This window comes from Sinomicrobium weinanense (assembly GCF_018863395.1).
In the GTDB taxonomy this organism is placed as follows: domain Bacteria; phylum Bacteroidota; class Bacteroidia; order Flavobacteriales; family Flavobacteriaceae; genus Sinomicrobium; species Sinomicrobium weinanense.
The window spans coordinates 153,898-174,490 of sequence record NZ_JAHKRR010000001.1; the positions used below are offsets into that span (position 1 = coordinate 153,898).

Here is a 20,593-nt window from a genome sequence, read left to right on the forward strand (position 1 = left end):
TTTTGTGATGAACAATCTGAGAATAAAACATATTTGGATGTACGTGCTTGTTGCCGTGTTTGCAACAGCTTCGTGCAGTGACGATTTTGTAGATACGAAACCCCTGAATGAGGTGCCCAATGCTGAGGTGTGGGCCGATGCCGCACTGTCGGAGGCTTTCGTCCTGGAGATATACAACGGGTTCGGACAGGGAGGCTTTGATGAGGAAATGCTGGCTTCTGCATCAGACGAAGCCCTGTTTACGCATTCCGGCCGGGGCTATAAGGAGTTCAACGGAGCGAACTCCAATCCGGCAGACCAGGGATGGATAAGCGGCAATTATGAGTGGGGGAACATGTACAGGCGTATACGCGCAACCAATGTAGCACTGAAAAACCTCGAAGAGCCCATGTTTGACAATCCCGAACTGGCGGAAAGGATCAGAGGCGAAGCATATTTTCTACGCGCATTCTTCTATCAGCAACTACTGCGTTATTACGGAGCGGTACCCCTGGTGGATAAAGTATACGAGCTCAATGAAGAAGATTATACCATCCCGAGGAATACTTATGAAGAATGCGTAGACTTTATTGTAGCAGACTGTGACCGGGCAGCAGAGTTCCTGAAGGGACTTCAGGCTTCCGAAGGCAGGGCCACCGATATTGCCGCTATGGCATTAAAAGCCCGTGTACTCCTGTATGCAGCGAGCGACCTGCACGACATCCCGACTGCTTCGGCCAATTCATCCGTTATTGCGGGGTATTCCAATCCCGAATACCTGGGGTATACCGGCGGTAATCGTACCGAACGGTGGGAAAAGGCCAAGGCAGCCGCAAAAGCTGTGATGGACATGAACCCGGGATACAAACTGGACCTTTCCGAACCTGTATCGCCCGAAGAAGGCAAAAACAATTATATGGCGCTATCTCTGGGAGGAGGGAGTGCCATGGCAGAGGCCGCAGCTGAAATAGAACTGATCCTCGGAAGATTTTTTGTGGGTGAAAAACAGGAGAACGGAGGAAGGATAGGCCTGTACAATGGCCCTAACGGCTATCACAACTGGTCGGGGAACACGCCCACGCAAAACCTGGTGGACGACTACGAAATGATAAACGGTACCCGTTTTGACTGGAATAACCCGGCCCATGCAGCTGCACCGTATACAAACCGTGACCCCCGGTTCTATGCCAGTATCCTCTATGACGGGGCAGACTGGCAACCCCGTACAGATGATGTTGCGGAAAGTGACTCCTTAAACCAGATACAGGCAGGCCAGTACGAGATCATCAATGATTCCGGGGAAAAGGAAGTGTATTATGGGCTGGATACCCGCAACAGTAGTATAGAGGACTGGAACGGAAGTTATACCGGTTATACCATGCGTAAATTCGTAGACCCCGATCCTGCCGTAGTCCATCAAAATACATGGCAGCAGATCCCCGCACCGATACTGAGATATACCGAGGCCGTACTCAACTATGTGGAAGCCTGTATAGAACTGGGAGAAGACGGCGAAGCGAAAACCTGGCTCAACAAAATACGCTATCGTGTGGGAATGCCTGAGGTAACCGAATCGGGCGATGCATTGCGAGAGCGTTACCGGAATGAACGAAGGATCGAGCTGGTTTATGAAGAACACCGTTTCCATGATGTCAGGCGATGGATGATCGCCCCGGAAACCGTCGGGCAACAAGTTAGGATCATGAGTGTTTTCGGTACCCTGAAACCCGGTGCGGAAGTACGGAAATATCACTACGATCCCGATAGCTATGACTACGAATACACCACCAGGCCTCTTGACACCGGGATAGAGGACCGGAACTGGCAGGACAAAATGTATTTTATCGCTATCCATCGCGATGAGATAAACCGGAACGATCAGCTGGTTCAGAATCCGGGATATTAATATGTTGTTCTAGACAAAACTCTTTTTCGGAACCGATATTCCGTTTGCGGGCCCCTTCCAGGTAGAATTGCCGGAAGGGGCCCGCATGTTTTGTATGCATGTACATTTTAAAACAAACAATGCTTATATTGTATTAATGCCGCAAACAGGTCATATCATTTTATCTATTTGTTTATCTTTGGAAGGAAAGATTTTATTAATTTAATAATGAATCCCCAAAAAAGACCAATTATGAGAAAACTGGCAACGGGAATCCTGGCCCTGAGTGTATTGATAAGCTGTGAACAACCCGCTCCCGTATTGGAATTTTCAGTAAAAAACCCTTTAAATAGCGACCGTTTTTCGGAAACCATTAGCATAAACCCGGAAAAGTTTGCCTCCCTGACCGCGACTTCAGGTATGGAAAAACTTCTCATTACGGATAAAGCATCCGGCGATACCCTGGTAACACAGTTGGTAGACAATGATGTTGACGGTACCCCGGACGAACTCCTTTTCCAGTTAAACCTTAAAGGAGGAGAGGCCAGACAGTTGCTGGCCCGGATCGCCGAAAGTGACCCTGTGGGGAAAACCGAAGGCGAACGGACCACTTTTTCCCGTTTTGTCCCCGAAAGGACCGACGATTACGCCTGGGAGAACGACCGCGTGGCCTTTCGGACCTACGGTCCCGATGCCCAGCGAAGGATAGAAGAGAACGTGCCGGGAGGAACACTCTCCAGCGGTATGGACGCCTGGCTGAAAAGAGTAGAATATCCTATCATTGACAAATGGTATAAGAACAACGAGGAAAAAGAAGGAGCCTATCACATCGATACCGGCGAAGGATATGACCCCTATCACGTAGGGCCCAGCCGGGGAGTGGGCGGTACCGGAATATGGGTGAACGATTCGCTCTATACCTCAAAAAACTTCACCGCCTATAAAACCATTGCCACAGGCCCCCTGCGCACGGTGTTCGAACTGGAATACGCTGCCTGGAATGCCGATAGTATTCAGGTCAAAGAGACCAAACGCATCAGCCTGGACCTGGGGTCTAACCTCAGTCGCTTTGAATCTGTTTTCGAAAGCGGGGAAGCACTGCCCAATATCACCATAGGGTTAATGCTTCACGAAAAAGAAGGAGAGGTGCGGAGCGAAAAGGGAAAAGGCTGGTTCCGCTACTGGGAACCTATGGATGGTTCGGAACTGGGAGTAGGTATGATCATAGCTCCGGAATCTGTCCTGGACTATAAAGACCACCGGGTGGATTACAAAGACGGAAGCCAGTTACTGATCATGGCAGATCCGAAAGACAACAAGGTAGTTTACTATGCCGGCTTCGGCTGGAAAAAGAGCGGACAATTTACCAATGCTGGCGAATGGGATGCTTACCTGGAACACTTCGCAGAAAAAATAGCCAACCCGGTGAAGGTACAATTTTAACAATACCTTCCGGCCCTGATTTATCCTGAGTATCTCCGGTTTCGACCAGAAACGGAAATCAATGAAACCTTGAACCTGTCACCCTGAGCGCAGTCGAAGGGTTGAACTTTAAACTTTGAATCTTAAACTTTAAACCTTGACCCCCACCTGTCCATATTGCAGTGGTTTGTTGAGTGCAGTAGACCATAACAATTTTTGCTCCCAGAAAGGAGATGTTAACAAATGGGCGCATGGCAATGCCTTTTTTATCCGTTCAGCACACCTCAGTTCAGGCGAGCATATTTCCAGGTTTACCGTCCGGGCCGTACTCAGCGGGTATCAATATTACAATATAAGCGGGAGGGATGTGATACTGCGGGAAAACAATTACCTGATCGTACACGACGGGCAGAAATATTATACCCAGATAGATTCCTTTTATCCCACCGAATCCATTATTGTGGCCTATGGCTGGAAAGACATCACCGAAACCTTTCATACACTTTCTGCCAGGGACGAAGACCTCCTGGACGGGATGCCCGCCGGCTCCTTTTGGGAGATGGACTGGCTGGACAGCTCGTATGAAAAAGATTTTGCCATCCGGAGTTTACTGAGAGAGTTTGTTTCTGCCATTACCCGGGGCGAAAAGGACGCCATGTACTACGAACAACTGCGATTTCTCCTGTTGGAAAAAATATTTTACAATCACGTCCGTGTCCTGCAAAGGGCATACGGACTCCAATCCAGGAAAGATACGACCCGGCAGGAATTGCTGCGGAGGCTCTATCTGGCAGGGGATTATATGAGGGCCCACCTGGAAAAAAAACTCACCATAGCCGAGGTGAGCAGTGTAGTGGCCATGTCGCCCTATCACTTCTTCCGGGTGTTTAAGCAATTGTTCGGCCACACCCCCCTGGAATATCTCACCAGGGAAAGGCTTACCCACGCCAGGAACCTTATCGGAAAAACCGATCTGCCCGTTTCCGGCATACTGCAGGAGGTAGGTTATGACAATCCCAGTTCATTCAGCCGGCTGTTCCGGAATTACTACGGGTACAGCCCCCGTGATATAAGAAAAAATGAGTTGCAGATTGATAGTATTGACCGGGAGATAAGGGGATAGGGAGACAAGAGGACAAGGAGATAGGGAGATGAGGAGATTGAAGATGATTGACAAAAACATACCGACTACTGTTTACCGATCACCGAATACCAACCCCGTCCCGTAAGGCAGAACACCTCTAAAATTTTAACGTATCAATAGTAATCTTCAATCAATCTTTTGACCTGACCGTATCCGGAATTGGGAAAAATCACTTTTTGTGTTATAAAAATAACTTTTGTGATATTTATTGTTTAAAATTTAGCAATATCCGCACATTCGGTTTCCTTCCATATCTCTACTTTGGAATGCATTTCAGAGGATAAACCTGCAAACCATGAGTAAAATAAAGATCGTTCAGATAGGCATGGGCCCCCTGGGCCTTAAAATTGCTGAATTCATTGCCCAACGTCCCGGATTAAAGACCGTAGCAGCAGTAGATACGGGCCCGGAGATCATAGGGAAATCTCTGAGGTCCTTTTCTTCTTCGTTGAACGCGGATATCATCATCACCGGAGACCTTGACAAAGCCCTGGAGACCCGCCCCGATGTAGCTGTGCTTGCCACAGTATCAGATATAAAAAGGATCACGGGGCAAATAAAGAGCATTGTCAGGGAAGGGATCCCCGTGGTGTCTACCTGCGAAGAGCTGAGCTTTCCTTTTGATACGGCTCCGGGACTGGCTGCCGAAATAGACGCTGCTGCCAGGGAAAACGGTGTGGCTGTAGTAGGTACCGGGGTAAACCCCGGATTTTTAATGGACGCCCTGCCCGCTTTTATGACCTCTGTTTGCCAGCATGTTGAGCGCATAAAAGTAAAGCGCTATCAGGATGCATCGAGCAGGCGTATACCATTTCAGGACAAAATAGGGGCAGGCCTGTCTCCCGAAGGTTTTGAAGCGGCGAGAAAAAAAGGGACCTTACGGCATGTGGGGCTCACGGAATCTGTACATTTTATCGCTGGCAGGCTGGGATGGAAACTCGAAAGAACGGAAGATATTATAAGTCCGGTATTTGCAACCGCAGATATTTCCCTGCCCTCCCGGACCATAAAAAAAGGAGATGCAGCCGGAGTAAGACAGGTGGGCCGGGGATTTATGAACGGACAGGCCAGGGTGGAACTCGTATTCCAGGCCGCCGTGGGGGAACCCGAATCTTATGACGAAATAGAAGTTATCGGAACACCGGGCTTCGTATCCCGGATAGGAGGAGGAGTTAACGGCGATACGGCCACCTGTGCCATTACCGTCAATGCCATAAATTCTGTGATCCATGCCCTTCCCGGATTGCGGACCATGGCAGATATTCCCATGACCTCTTATTCCGAATACAGATAGCCCCGGGCTTTCCATTGACTCTCCTGCTTATCCCGCCTCTTACCGGAAGGGGCAAGACCTCGATGGCTATCATTTAGCTAGTGGATTATTAAGTAAAAGACGGATCTGGTATGGACAGGAGCCTCCGAAAGGCTTTTTTGTCGCTTTCTGCCTGTGCGATCGGTTGTTAAAGACCGTATCCTTACCAACAGGCCTGTAAACCACGAGCATACCGGACCACCGCGAACAAACCAATCATTTTAAATAAATTAATTATGAAACAAATGTTATTGTTATTGCTGTTCGGAGCGGGTATTGTCGCTTACGGACAGGAAAAAACGGTATCCGGCAGGGTAGTTTCCGAAGATGACGGCACGGCGATCATGGGAGTTAACGTTCTTGTAAAGGGAACTACCCGGGGAACCATAACCGGAGAAGAAGGAGAATATACCATGGCCGGGGTTGGCCCGGAAGATATCCTGGTATTCCGATACCTTGGCTATGAGCCCCTGGAGATCAGGGTGGGCGGCCGGAGTACGGTAAATGTATCCCTGTCTCCCTCCACCCAGGCACTGGATGAGGTAGTAGTCACCGCTCTGGGGATATCAAGAGAAAAAAAGTCACTCGGATATGCCACCCAGGAAGTAGGTGGGGAGAACTTTACCATGACCAATGAACAAAATGTGGTGGGTTCCCTGGCAGGACGGGTGGCCGGTGTACAGGTCACCGGGGCTTCAGGGGCCAGTATGGGAGGCACCCAGAAAATCAAGATCCGGGGAGTAAACTCTCTCGGAGGGGAAGATGAACCTCTTATTGTAGTGGATGGGACACCGATATCCAATGCCAATTTTTCCAATAGTGCCGCCGCCGATTACGGGAATCTCTCGCAGGACATCAACCCGGCCGATATAGAATCGGTAAATGTACTGAAGGGGCCCGCTGCATCTGCACTTTACGGTATCAGGGGGCAATACGGTGTTATTATGATCACCACCAAAAAAGGAAAAAAAGGCCAGAAAGACGTAAGGGTAGAACTTAATTCTTCTTTTGCGATTGAAAAGACCGGAAATTTTATGCCGCTTCAGAATATATACGGCGGCGGCTCCAATCAGGCCTGGAAAACCCTGCCCAACGGGCAAAAGTATGTGGATATGAACGTAGACGAAAGCTGGGGACCGAAAATGGACGGTACCCCGGTAAGACAGGTTTTCAGCTTTTACCCGCAGGATGAAGAATACGGACAGTTAACCCCGTTTGTACCGCATCCGGATAATATCAAGGATTTCTACGAAACCGGTTTTAATTTTAACAATAGTGTAACCATTACCGGGGGAAATGAGAACACCACCTACCGGCTCAGCTTTAACGATACCAGGATAGAAGGTGTAGAGCCCAACACCTATCTGAAACGCAATAACCTGGGGTTGAGCGCCAGCCTGGATATTACGGATAAGCTCAAGGTGTCCACCAATATCAATTATGCCCGTAATGACGGCAGGCGCCCCAGGCAGGGCTCTGAATTCGGTACGGGGTATTTCGTGCAGTGGTTCCAGAGAAATGTAGATATGAAACGGATGAAAGACTACCGTTATGACGACGGGACCTTCCTGCATTGGAACCTGCGCCAACCCGATGCCGGCACGGGGGAGATCACCGATTTCGACCCCCTGTACTGGGATAATCCCTATTTTGATGCCTATGAGAATACCAATAATGATCGAAGGGACCGGTTTTTCGGGGATGTAAAGCTCAGTTATAAGGTCCTTCCCGAGCTCGAAATAAGCGGTGCTATACGTTCGGATATGTTCACCCAGAACATAGAGACCAGAACGGCTTTTGGCGGGAATAACCTGCCCGCCTATACCATAGGTAAATACCAGAATACGGAGATGAACTATGAACTCATAGCCCAATACAATAACCGTTGGGACGATTTTAGCCTGAACGGTACCCTGGGAGGAAATGTCTATTACCGCAGGTATTCCTATTTATACCAGCAAACCGTAGGCGGGTTGTCTGCACCGGGATATTATAATATAGAGGCCTCTGTTGACCGTCCGGTGAATGAATCATACCTGTTGAGAAAACAGATCAGGAGTATGTTCGGAATGGTGTCTTTGGGCTATAAGGATACCTATTATATAGAGGCATCCATCCGTAATGACAATTCGTCTGCACTTCCGAAGGACAATAATTCTTATTGGTATCCTTCCGTATCGGGAAGTTTTGTCTTTGGCGAATTGCTGGACTGGCAACCGCTTTCTTTCGGTAAGTTAAGGCTCAGTTATGCCAAGGCGGGTTCTGACCTTAATCCGTATCAGATAGGTAAGGTCTTTGATGTAGGGACCGTTTACGGAGAGGCCAATACGCTCAATGTGCCCAACGAGTTGAACAACCCGAATATAAAGCCGTCTTTTGCCCATTCTTATGAGGCCGGTCTCGATCTTCGCTTTTTCAACAACCGGCTGGGGCTCGATTTTACGTATTACCAGCAAAAGAATAAGGACCAGATCATTAAGCTCGATATTTCAGGGGCCAGCGGATATACTTCTACCGTGATCAATGCCGGCCTGATCGAAAATAAGGGATTTGAAGTGGCATTGAACGCCAGGCCTGTACAGACGGAGAATTTTACATGGGAGACCAATTTTAATATCAACAGGAACAGAAGCGAGGTCGTAGAGCTGGCCCCGGGGATCGATGTGTACAATTATGGTTCTACCACATATTCCGGCGTTACCAGCTACCTGAATTCCTACGAAGGCAAGCCATACGGCAGCCTGGTGGGACAGGCCTACCAGCGCGATCCGGACACCGGGAAGGTACTGCTGGGTGAAGACAATATGCCGCTGTATACCGATGCCACACACGATTTCGGAACAGTGCTCCCGGACTTTACCGGCGGGTTTCAGAACAATTTCCGTATAGGCAGGTTCAGTATCGCTGCCATGATAGATTTTCAGGGTGGCGGACAGTTTTTCAGCAGGTCCAAAATGCTGGCTGCAAAAACAGGGCAGGACCCCGTTACGGCAGCGATGAACGACCGGGGGAACAACGTGAGGGACCCTGTCGAAGATGGTGGGGGCGTAAAAGTCACCGGGATCTCGGCACAGACCGGCGAAGAAGTCAGTACTTATGTGGATGCGAAATCTTATTACAGGAACACTCTCGGTACAAGGGTCTATGAAGAATGGCTCTACGATGCCTCTTATATCAAGCTGAGGGAAGTGAGGTTAGGATATTCCTTTAGTGATAAATTACTGGAAAAACTGCCTTTTAAGTCGGTCAATATATCTTTAATAGCGCGCAATCCGGCTATGATATGGCAGGAAGCCCCCAAGGGCCTTGATCCTTCCGAGATCTCTGCCGGTAGCGAGGCGGTCAGCTGGTATGAGTCCGGACAGCTTATTTCAGTACGATCGTACGGAATTAACCTGAATGTCACATTTTAAATCGTAGAAAAAATGAAAACGATCCAATATATAACAGCAGTACTATGCAGCCTGGTTTTTGTAGGTTGCAGCGATTTCAGCGATAGTATCAACACCGATCCCAATAAGCCCGGAGTAGCTTCGGGAACTCAGCTTATAGCCAATGCCGCTTTGTTCCTTCCGGACCTGAGCTCATCCCCCAGGGGGGAGTTTATGGCACAATACCTGGCCGAGACCCAGTACGTGGGGGCTTCGCTCTATCCGCAGGAAAGTACCAGTTTTTATTACTGGTACGAAGAACCGTTAATGAACCTTCAGGCAGCCATCGAGTCGGACGACCTCGATGCCAGCGAAGGGCCTATTGCCAATCAACTGGCCATGGCCAGGATACTCAAGGCCTATTTCTTCTGGAATGTTACGGACAGGTGGGGCGATGTGCCTTATAGTAAAGCCTTGCAGGGAGCGGACAATTTTACCGCGGCTTATGACACCCAGGAATCTATTTACAACGACCTTTTTAACGAACTGAAGGAAGCGGTGGAGATGATCGAACCCGAAAAGGTAGATAATGATATTATTTATGGCGGGGATATGTCTCAATGGCAGAAACTGGCTAATACGATCCGCCTGTTAATGGCGCTCCGGCTTTCAGAAGTAGCTCCCGCCCGGGCGATGGAAGAGTTTAAAGCCGCCCATGCAGACGGGGTGTTCGCTTCCAACGGTGATAACCTTGTCTTTCATCATCTGGCCGATGCCAACAATCAGAATTACTGGTATAACGAGGTGGTAAACCGAAACCGGGAATGGTGGGCCCTGACAGAAACCCTGGTCGCCGAGATGAAGCCGGCAGACGATCCGAGGCTGCCCGTTTACGGCGACCCGGCGAGGGCAAGTGGCGAATATACCGGCCTGAAGTTTGGCGAAGAAGAAGACATCAGCACAGAAAAGTATTCCCTGATGGGACCTGCTATCTATGCCCAGGATGCGTCGATATACCTGGTCACCTATGCCCAGGTGTTGTTTGCCCTGGCCGAAGCCGCAGAACGCGGGTGGATAAGCGGGGACATTGAAGCCCTTTATAACCAGGCCATCGAAGCATCTATCGCACAATGGACAGGAAGTACCCAGGGTGTAGGGGAATTCCTGGCCAAGCCCGGAATTGCTTTTGAGCCCGCCAATGCCCTGAAAATGATCGCAACCCAACGTTGGGTGCATTTGTATATGTTCGGCTACGAAGCCTGGGCAGAGTGGAGGCGTACGGGTTACCCCGACAACCTGGTCGAGCCCAATGGCGTAGCCGTTCCGGGAAGGCTCAGTTATCCGGATAACGAAGCCTTTAACAATACCGAAAATTATGAGGAGGCCGTACAAAGGCAATTCGGAGGAGACGACAGTATCCACGAAAAAGTGTGGTGGGATGTGGATTGAAAAACATTTGATTTAGCTATTTCCGGGGAAAAACAAGATTCCTTTGTTGTCCCTGAACGCGGCCGGAGGTTTCCAAGGATTACCTTTTGGCCGCGTTTTATTTAGGTTGAACATACCGCAAACTGCAGAAAACACAGGAAGAAAAAATCCTTTGACTTCACCCTTCAACCATATACCATTTTTTTTCTGAAGTTCCGTAAAGTACTAACAAAATAATTTTTTGCAGTTAAAAATCAGATGAACGCAATAATGATCGATATTTATTGTTGATAATACACTTGTTTTGATATTTTATTTAATGTAATTTGTACATTTAATTTTGTTTTGACTTCAAATTCTTCTACATTTATCTCCGACTAACACCATGGTGAATTGCTTTTTCGAAAGAATTTGACCTGAAAATTACAATCGATTGTTTTTTAAAAGGCCTGATTTTAAGATAGTGACAAGCCAGTATGTTCTTTCCTTCAGACGAAGAGGAAGGCAAAAACCAACTAACAAAAACTTCAAATTATGAAACAAACCAAAAAGCTGTTGCATGGCATTTGGTGCACCCTGTTCGTAAGTATCGTTTCTACGGTAGCACTACATGCTTATGATGCTTCACACAATGAAAAGAAAACTGCTGCTAATGCTCAGCAGGAAATAACCGGGCAGGTTACCTCTGCGGTAGACGGCCAGCCACTTCCCGGAGCTTCGGTGATGATCAAGGGAACTTCCCGGGGAGTTATTACGGATTTTGATGGCAATTACAAATTAGAAACCGGAGGATCCGATGCCATATTCGTATTTTCTTATGTAGGTTTCAAAACACAGGAAGTACCAGTAGACGGGCAAAGTGTAATCAATATTTCTCTCGAAGAAGATCTTGCCCAGCTCGATGAGGTTGTAGTGGTGGGATACGGTACCCAAAAGAGATCGGATGTAACGGGAGCAGTAGTTTCCGTACCCAAGGAACGCCTCTCTAACCTTCCGGTGACCAACCTGTCCCAGGCAATACAGGGGACTACGGCTGGACTCAACATCAACCAGAATTCATCTGTTCCCGGAAGTACGGGAGAGATACAGATACGTGGGGTGAATTCTATCAACGCTAATACCGGTCCGTTTATCGTGGTAGACGGTTCCCCCTTTTTCGGTACGACCAACGACATTAATCCCGGGGATATAGAATCCATCGAGATTTTAAAAGATGCTTCCGCCGTAGCCATTTATGGAACCCGGGGCTCTAATGGGGTGATCCTGATCACCACCAAAAGGGGGCTATCCGGAAAACCCCGGATCAGTTATAACGGGTATGCCGGGATAGAAGACCTGTCCCATAAACTAAAGCCGAGGGGCCCCGAAGCATATGTGCAAAAATATGCCGAATATATACGGGCCAGGGGACTGGAACAGACCGATGTACTTGGCAACACCTTCGAGATAGACAATTACAATGCCGGGATCACTACAGACTGGCTCGATGCCGTAACCCGGACCGGGACCATACAGGAACACAACATCAGTGTGTCCGGGGGTACGGAAAAGGTCAAATATTATGTTTCCGGGGGTTACCTGGACCAGGAAGGAGTGGTCAAAGGATACCAGTTCAACCGGGTGAGCCTGCGTTCCAACCTCGACATGGAGATCACCGATTATTTAAAAGTAGGGACCTCTGCCTTTTTTACGTCCAACAACTACGACGGCGGAAGGGCAAACTTCCTCTTTGCCACGGCTATGAGCCCGTATTCGCAGGTTTATAACGATGAAGGCGGATATGAAATATATCCCATGTCACCCGAGCAATTGTTTGAAAACCCGATGCTGGGGCTCGCTACGGACCGCGAGGAAAGGGACAAGAACCTTAGCGGAAATGTCTATGCCGAACTTACTCCAGGTTTTATAGAAGGGCTTAAATACAGGCTCAATATATCTTACGTTCATCGCCCGGGCCGTCTGGCCACTTATTCCGGGCGTGCGGCCAACGACAATAACGGTACCGCCAACATAAGGAATAACGAAGAAAACAACTGGGTTATAGAAAACATACTCACCTGGAACAAGGATTTCGGCAAACATCATATCGATGTTACAGCCCTGTACAGTGCCCAGGAAACCGAATATTTTGCCACGGCTGTAGAAGCCACAGGGTTTGTAAATGACGAACTGTCCTTCAATAATATAAGCGCAGCTGCGAATATAAGTCCCGGATATATTGATGATAATGTGCCCGAAGGGTCTTATAGCTGGAAATCCGCACTGCTGTCGCAAATGGGAAGGGTAAATTATACTTACGACAGCCGTTATCTGTTTACACTGACCGCCAGGCGGGACGGCTATTCCGCTTTTGGGGGCAATACCGATAAATACGGGGTGTTCCCTTCACTGGCCCTGGGATGGAATATTCATAATGAAAATTTCCTGTCCGGTTCCGATAAGGTCAACCAGTTAAAATTGCGTTTTTCTTACGGAGAAACCGGGAACCAGGCCATAAGTGCCAATCAGACCGTAACGACGACCAGGGTGGCCCGCTACCCTTTTGGCGGAGCCGTCGGAGTAGGGTCGCTGGTGCGGAGAATAGGGAATGCCGACCTGAACTGGGAAACCACGGCCTCTGCGAATATCGGTCTGGATTTTGGCTTTTTCGATAACCGTATCCGGGGAAGTATAGAAGCCTACAGAAGCAAAACCAGAGATATACTGTTGCAGCGAAACCTCCCGAGGGCCAGTGGTACGGACTGGATATGGGAAAATCTGGGAAAAATGCAAAATACCGGGCTGGAAATAACCTTAAATACGGTAAACATACAAACAGAGGACTTCAGCTGGCAGACCGATATTAATTTCTCCACAAACAAGAACAAGATATTGGATATCTACGGTGACGGAGAAGACGATATAGGTAACCGCTGGTTTATTGGCAAACCCTTGGAGGCCATATACGATTATAAAATGGAAGGAATATGGCAGGAAGGCGAAGACCCTTCGGGAATGGATCCCACCGCCCGCCCCGGTGATATCAAATTTGCTGACCTCAACGAAGATGGTAGTATAGATGCAGAAAACGACAGAACTTACCTCGGAACTACTCTCCCCAAATGGTATGGCGGACTCACCAACACTTTTCGCTATAAGAATTTTCACCTGAGTGTGTTTCTGCAAACAGCTCAGGGTGGCTTAAAGAACAATTCCGATATGAGTTATGCTGATGAAGCGGGGCGGAGGAACACTCCGCGGGAAGTAGGTTACTGGACTCCCGAAAACGAGAGCGATAAATGGCCTTCTTTACGATATACAAACACAAGGGGCTATGGTTATCCCAGGGATAATAGCTATATACGTATAAAAGACGTAAGACTGAGTTATTCCGTGCCCTCGTCCTTTTTGGAAACCTACGGGGTGAACAGTTTAACGCTCTACCTGGCAGGAAGAAACCTTTATACATTTACCGACTGGATAGGGTGGGACCCTGAAAACGATCATGATGGCAGAGGATCCAATAACTGGGAGAATAATTACCCGCTGGTAAGGACTATTTCATTCGGACTGAACCTGTCGTTGTAGATGAATTCCACTAATAATCAAAAAAACTGAGAAAAATGAACACATATATAAAACCGATAAGTTGTTTTTGCTTCGGGCTGTTGCTTTTTGCCTCCTGCAGCAAATCCTTTTTAGACGAGGAGGTCAGGTCCGATTACGAACTGAAACCCATATCCAGCGCCGGTGAAGCTGAATCCTCTATCATCGGACTGTACAATCATTTGAGTACCTGGTATTCCAAGGACGACCGTCAGGGCTGGCTGAGTGTATGGCAGTCCGGTACCGATATCGTATGGCCTACCCAGCCCGAAAGTATTGAAGTGCCCTATTTTGAATACGACCTGCTGACTTCAGACGACGATGCTGCCTATTTTACATGGCAATGGGCTTACGAAATGATCTATAATGCCAATATCATTATCGCGGATATGGAAGATCCGGAACTGGTGATTGACAATATGACCGAAGAAGATAAAAACAGGGTCAATGCCGAAGCCCGGTTTTTCCGTGCTCTTTCCTACGATATACTCGGCACCTGTTTCGGAGGAGTTCCCCTTACCACGGAGCCCCTGTCAGAACCCAGGACCGATTATGTAAGGGCATCCCTGGAAGAGATAAATACCTTGATAGAGGAGGATCTCCTCTTTGCGTTAAATACGTTGCCTGAAGTAGATGGGGCCCCTGCAGAAGGGAGAGTAAATAAGTATGTCGCCGCCCACTTGCTTGCCGTGGCCTACCTGCGTATGGGGGAGGCTGCCAAAGCCGAAGAGCAATGTAACCTCATAATAGACAGCGGAAAATACAGCTTGGTCACCGAACGTTACGGAGCGAACTCCTCCGAACCCGGGGACCCTTTTTCCGATATGTTTATCTATGGCAACCAGCGAAGGTCACAGGGCAATACGGAAGCCATCTGGGTACTGGAAGCCGAAAACCCCAGTGATGTCCCCGGAGGAATGACCGGAAACCCGCAACAACGGCGGGTATGGGGAGGGGCCTATCACAACCGTAAGGGGATGCTTCCGGCTGATTCCCTGGGTGGAAGGGGACTGTCCAGGATGCGCCTGAACAACTGGGTATTGTATGATCTTTATGAAGTAGGCGATATGCGAAATTCCCGTTACAATATCCGAAGGGAACATTGGTATAACGACCCTGATGACGAAAATTACGGACAAAAAGTGCCCTATATGGGAGCGGATACCCTCTTTATTATCAACCCTTACACAATGAAATGGAGGCAGTTCGACCCCAGGGATACTTTTGGTTATGGCATGTGGAAAGATTTTATTCTCATGCGCCTGGGAGAAACCTACCTCCTCCGTGCCGAAGCACAGCTTATGCAGGGTAAACAGGCAGAAGCTGCCATATCGGTCAACGCCATACGTGAAAGGGCCAACGCCCCGCTGGTAACCGCAGCCGATATCGATATGGATTTCATACTCGATGAAAGAGTACGGGAACTGGTCGGTGAGGAAAACCGAAGGATGACCCTGATGCGCACCGGGACCCTGCTGGAAAGGGCACAGCTCAATACCGGTGCCCCGAACGGCATGCAGATAAGAGGCCTGACCGAAACCCACCTGTTGTTGCCCATCCCTTTACAGGAAATACAGCTCAACAAGGATGGCACCCTCGAACAAAACCCGGGATATTAAAATTCAGAAAGAATTTTTATTTTCGGATTGCAATCCGAAAGACAGGGGCGGAATATTTTCCGCCCTTTCCCAAATAGAAAGAACTAAAATATGTTCGGCTCTAGGTTTGGTACCATGAAATTTTATAGCATGGATAAACAGGTGTCCGCCCGAATATGTGATAAAGAATAATCCTGAATAACCATAGAACATCAAAAAAACAAAATATGCATAAACGCCGTATCGTCCTGTTTTTGTTAATATTTATCCTGATCTCCACAGGGTTTGCACAACAGAGGGAACAGGTTTCCCCGGATGGTAAACAGGCTAGGGAATACTTTGTGGCCAGCCTGGTAAAGATAGCAGAACCGGTATTGGAAGCCCTGAGCAAAAACGAACTGAAAAAGACCATGCCCGTAGAGACCACTGCCCATCCCTGGGGAGACCGGAAACAGGTCACCTACCTGGAAGCGTTCGGCAGAACCCTGTCGGGAATAGCACCGTGGCTGGAACTCGGCCCGGATAAGACCGAAGAAGGCAGGCTCCGGGAAAAATATATACAGCTCACCCTTAAAAGTATTCATAATGCTACCGATCCGGATTCTCCCGATTTTATGAACTTTACCGAAGGCGGTCAACCCCTGGTCGATGCCGCTTTTTTTGCCCAGGGGCTCCTGAGAGCTCCCGTACAGTTATGGGAAGGACTGGACAAACAAACGCAGGCCAATGTGCTTAAGGTCCTGAAGTCCACCCGCGAAATTTCCCCCGCATACAGCAACTGGCTGTTGTTCACGGCTATGGTAGAAGCAGCCCTGCTGAAATTCGAAGGCCAGGCGGATATGGTCCGCATCGAATATGCGCTCAACAAGCACAAGGAGTGGTATCTCGGAGATGGTATGTATGGAGACGGCCCGGATTTTCACTGGGATTATTACAATAGCTATGTCATTCAGCCCATGCTGTTAGATATAGGAGTGGTTTTAAAAGAAACAAAAGAAGCCCTGGAAGGATGGCGTTATAAGGCTTTTCTCCGCGACTACCGTTTGTTTATGGAAAGGGCGCAACGCTATGCCGCCATACAGGAAAGACTGATTTCGCCCGATGGTACTTATCCGCCCATAGGCAGGTCACTGCCTTACAGGTACGGGGCTTTCCAGGCTTTGTCGCAAATGGCCCTGTTGCAAAAATTGCCGGATGAATTGAATCCTGCACAGGTGCGTTCCGCCTTGTATGCCGTTGTAAAAAAGCACCACACCGCCCCTGATATGTTTGACGGAAACGGTTGGCTTACCCTCGGATTTTACGGCCGTGACCCCGAAATAGCGGAAGGTTACCTTTCCACCGGGAGCCTGTACCTGTGTACGGAAGTATTCCTGGTATTGGGATTGGCGCCCGATACCCAGTTTTGGACCGATCCGCCTGCCAACTGGACCCAGAAAAGAATATGGAACGGAGAAAAAGTGCAGCGGGACCATGCCTATTACCCGAAAAAAGAGCAGCAGCCCGACTGGGAAACCGTAATAGACAGTACTTCATTCGCCGGATATGACAATTTTGAAAAAGACTGGAATTACCTGTATCCCTGGGGTAACGATCACAACGGTTCGGCGCGGATGTATGCAGGATCTGAAAACCGGGAGCAGGTGACGCTGAATGATGGAATATTACAGATAAAGGCCACACCTGTTGAGAAGAACGAAGGAAAAAGCAGCAAACCGCCGTACCAACAGATCAGCTACCATTCCGGAGCGGTGCATGCCAAACATCATCTTACAATAAGCGAGGAATACCCGTGGTACAGGGTATCGGGTGAATTCAAAGCCCCTGTCGCCAAAGGTACCTGGCCTGCATTCTGGCTGACTGCGGTAGACGGCTGGCCCCCGGAAAGCGATATACTGGAATTTAAGGGCGATACCTTCAACTGGCAAAATACGTTCATCACTCCCGCGGAAGTATCTACCATTAAGAAGAACATTCCGGATGCGATGGAGAAGTGGCATGAATATACTGCGGTATTGAAACGAACGGATGATGAAATGGTAACCATAGACTATTTTATTGACGGGAAAAAGACAGGGACCCACAGGGCAAATTTCACAGGGAAACCCCTGTGGCTGATCATCAATCTGCAAATGGAAGGATCTTCCGGTTCCCCCGGCCCGGAAACGGAGACCTTCTATTACGCCCGGAATGTAACCGTACAAAGGGCCACAAAACTGTAGGGGCACAATGCATTGTGTCCCCGGGGATATCAGACAAAACAACGGTAAAAATGACTGGCATTACAACAAAAAATATCAATCGGAAATTAGTGTTTATCACACCCCTCGTCCTGTTTTCCTTTTTTGTGAGCCCTGCACAGAAAAAGATCCGGGAAACCACGGTGGGTGAAGGGTGGGCAAACAATTCCATAAACGCTGTGATATTCCGTAAAAATGCCCTGACAACCCATAAAACAACACAGTTCATTGCCTATTACAATGCAGAGGGGTTTCTTACTCTCGGAAAGCGGAAGCTGGGAGATACCGACTGGAAAGTAAAACAAACACCATACAGAGGAAATACTGCCGATGCCCACAACAGTATCAGCATTGCGGCAGACGGGGAAGGATATCTGCACCTAGCCTGGGATCACCATAATACCCCGCTGAGGTATGCCAGAAGCAAGGTGCCTTTCGGACTGGAACTGGGCGAAGAAATTCCCATGACCGGGAAGGAAGAGCAAAAGGTCACCTACCCGGAGTTCTACGCATTGCCCGGCGGAAATCTCCTGTTCTTCTATCGTTCCGGAAGTTCAGGTCGGGGAAATATGGTAGTGAATGCTTATAATAGTGCAAAGAAAGAATGGGTACAACGACATGGCAATCTCATAGACGGAGAAGGACAGCGAAGCGCATACTGGCAGGCTTGTGTCGATAAGGAAGGGACCATTCATCTGTCCTGGGTATGGCGGGAAACATGGGATGTGTCTTCCAACCATGACCTCTGCTATGCCCGTTCCCGTGACGGCGGGATAAGCTGGGAAAGATCAACAGGAGAGAAATACAGCCTCCCGATTACGGCCGCAACGGCCGAGTATGCCTGGAAGATCCCCGAGGGCAGCGGGCTCATAAACCAGACCACTATGGCTTCAGACAAGCGTGGGAACCCATATATTGCTACATACTGGAAAGAGAAGGACATTCCTCAATATCAGATCGTGTATAATAACGGTACGCGATGGAAAAATATCACCACAAAGTTCAGAAGTACACCTTTTGACCTTGGAGGAGGAGGGACCAAAAGCATTCCCATATCCCGTCCGCAACTCCTGGTGGGGAGTGAAGGCCGTAAAACACGGTTATACCTGCTCTTTCGCGATGCTGAAAGGGGGAACAAGGCCGCTATGGCCCGGTTTACCCTTCCCGGGGACGACAACTGGGTAATAAAAGACCTTACATCTGTTTCCCTGATACAATGGGAACCGCTATACGATACGGAACTCTGGAAGAGCAGGGAGGAATTACACCTTTTTGTACAAAAAGTGGAACAGATAGACGGGGAGGGAGTGGCAAACACGCAGGCTACCCCGGTAAAGGTTGTTGAGGTTTCCCTGCGTAAATTCTATGAGAAATAAGGATACAATTTAAACAGTTTCTTAAACAAAAATGATACGTAATAACTTAAAAATGACAAACAAAATAACCCGCTTTGCATTCGTCCTGGTTTTGACAGCCCTGATCTCCTGCCGGGATAACAAGAACGATTTTCACGCTCGGGTAGATGCAGTGTTGCAACGGGCTTCAGACCAGTATGAATATATGATGAAAAACCTTCCCGAAGACAGCTTCCCCAAAACCTATAATGCAGGGAAGGATAAACTGGAAACCAGCGGTTCCGGGTGGTGGTGCAGTGGATTTTATCCCGGGACCCTGTTGTATCTCCACGAAGATCTCGGCAATGAAAAACTGAAAGGGGAAGCCGATCGCATTATGGAGGTCCTGGCCAGGGAGCAGTTCAACACCACAACGCACGATCTCGGTTTTATGATGTTTTGCAGTTTTGGCAATGCCGAACGGCTAAATCCATCACCGCTTTATGAAGAAATACTGATGAACAGTGCAAAGTCCCTGGCTTCCAGGTTCAATGAAACTGTGGGCTGCATCAGGTCCTGGGATTCCCGTAATGACGACTACCTGGTGATCATTGACAATATGATGAACCTCGAACTCCTGTTCTGGGCTTCGGAACATAGCGGGGATCCGTTTTACTACGATATTGCAGTAACACATGCCGATACGACACTCAAAAACCATTTCCGGAAAGACAACAGTTCCTACCATGTGCTCAATTACGATGTAAATACCGGAGCGGTAAAAGAAAAAAGAACGGCCCAGGGAGCTGCCGACGAATCGGCATGGGCCAGGGGGCAGGCCTGGGGACTTTATGGCTATACCGTGATGTACCGTGCTACCGGAGAGCAACAATACCTGGACCAGGCAGTGCGTATAGCCGAATTTATACTCAACCATCCCAACCTCCCCGAAGACAAGGTACCTTACTGGGATTTTAATGCGCCCGGTATACCGAATGCTTTGAGAGATTCCTCGGCAGGTGCCATTATGGCTTCGGCCTTGCTGGAATTGAGTGGTTATACAACAGGTGAAAACGCAGAAAAATATTTTGAAAATGCCGGGACCATGCTGAAAACCCTGACTACGGATGAATATATAGCCGCTGCCGGGACCAACGGTGGATTCTTGCTGAAACACGGGGTGGGGCACATCCCGGAAAACTCCGAAGTCGACGTGCCGTTAACCTATGGGGATTACTACCTGATAGAGGCTTTACTTCGTTACAAAAACATGGATAGAAACTGATACTGGTAAA

At 48.6% G+C, this 20,593-nt stretch carries 11 protein-coding genes; all 11 read left to right on the top strand.

What is annotated here, in order from left to right; genetic code table 11:
• Positions 1–7: 7 nt before the first annotated feature.
• The 11 genes from KN811_RS00690 to KN811_RS00740 all read left to right on the top strand — a co-directional run bounded on the left by KN811_RS00690 (position 8) and on the right by KN811_RS00740 (position 20,583).
• Positions 8–1,885, top strand: coding sequence for a RagB/SusD family nutrient uptake outer membrane protein (locus KN811_RS00690; RefSeq protein ID WP_187965303.1), 1,878 nt, complete (start codon positions 8–10; stop codon positions 1,883–1,885).
• 231 nt (positions 1,886–2,116) lie between these two features.
• Positions 2,117–3,307, top strand: a complete 1,191-nt coding sequence (locus tag KN811_RS00695) for a DUF4861 domain-containing protein (RefSeq protein WP_216334636.1) — start codon at positions 2,117–2,119, stop codon at positions 3,305–3,307.
• Positions 3,308–3,443: 136 nt separating this feature from the next.
• Positions 3,444–4,409, top strand: a complete 966-nt coding sequence (locus KN811_RS00700; protein ID WP_187965305.1) for an AraC family transcriptional regulator — start codon at positions 3,444–3,446, stop codon at positions 4,407–4,409.
• A gap of 316 nt (positions 4,410–4,725) precedes the next feature.
• Positions 4,726–5,724 (top strand): NAD(P)H-dependent amine dehydrogenase family protein, encoded by a 999-nt coding sequence (locus KN811_RS00705; RefSeq protein ID WP_187965306.1) that lies wholly within the window; start codon positions 4,726–4,728, stop codon positions 5,722–5,724.
• A gap of 254 nt (positions 5,725–5,978) precedes the next feature.
• Positions 5,979–9,155: a SusC/RagA family TonB-linked outer membrane protein gene (locus KN811_RS00710; RefSeq protein ID WP_187965307.1), complete on the top strand. Its 3,177-nt coding sequence runs from the start codon at positions 5,979–5,981 to the stop codon at positions 9,153–9,155.
• Between the two features lie 12 nt (positions 9,156–9,167).
• Positions 9,168–10,562: a SusD/RagB family nutrient-binding outer membrane lipoprotein gene (locus KN811_RS00715; RefSeq protein ID WP_187965308.1), complete on the top strand. Its 1,395-nt coding sequence runs from the start codon at positions 9,168–9,170 to the stop codon at positions 10,560–10,562.
• A 513-nt stretch (positions 10,563–11,075) separates the two neighbouring features.
• Positions 11,076–14,108, top strand: a complete 3,033-nt coding sequence (locus KN811_RS00720; RefSeq protein WP_187965309.1) for a SusC/RagA family TonB-linked outer membrane protein — start codon at positions 11,076–11,078, stop codon at positions 14,106–14,108.
• 35 nt (positions 14,109–14,143) lie between these two features.
• Positions 14,144–15,745, top strand: a complete 1,602-nt coding sequence (locus KN811_RS00725; protein ID WP_187965310.1) for a RagB/SusD family nutrient uptake outer membrane protein — start codon at positions 14,144–14,146, stop codon at positions 15,743–15,745.
• 206 nt (positions 15,746–15,951) lie between these two features.
• Entirely contained in the window at positions 15,952–17,946 is a 1,995-nt protein-coding gene (locus tag KN811_RS00730) for a DUF2264 domain-containing protein (RefSeq protein WP_187965311.1), read from the top strand.
• 50 nt (positions 17,947–17,996) lie between these two features.
• Positions 17,997–19,340, top strand: a complete 1,344-nt coding sequence (locus tag KN811_RS00735) for a BNR repeat-containing protein (RefSeq protein WP_187965312.1) — start codon at positions 17,997–17,999, stop codon at positions 19,338–19,340.
• 52 nt (positions 19,341–19,392) lie between these two features.
• Positions 19,393–20,583 carry a YyaL domain-containing protein gene (locus tag KN811_RS00740; protein ID WP_187965313.1) on the top strand — a complete coding sequence of 397 codons (1,191 nt, stop codon included), beginning with the start codon at positions 19,393–19,395 and terminating at the stop codon, positions 20,581–20,583.
• Positions 20,584–20,593 lie beyond the last annotated feature (10 nt).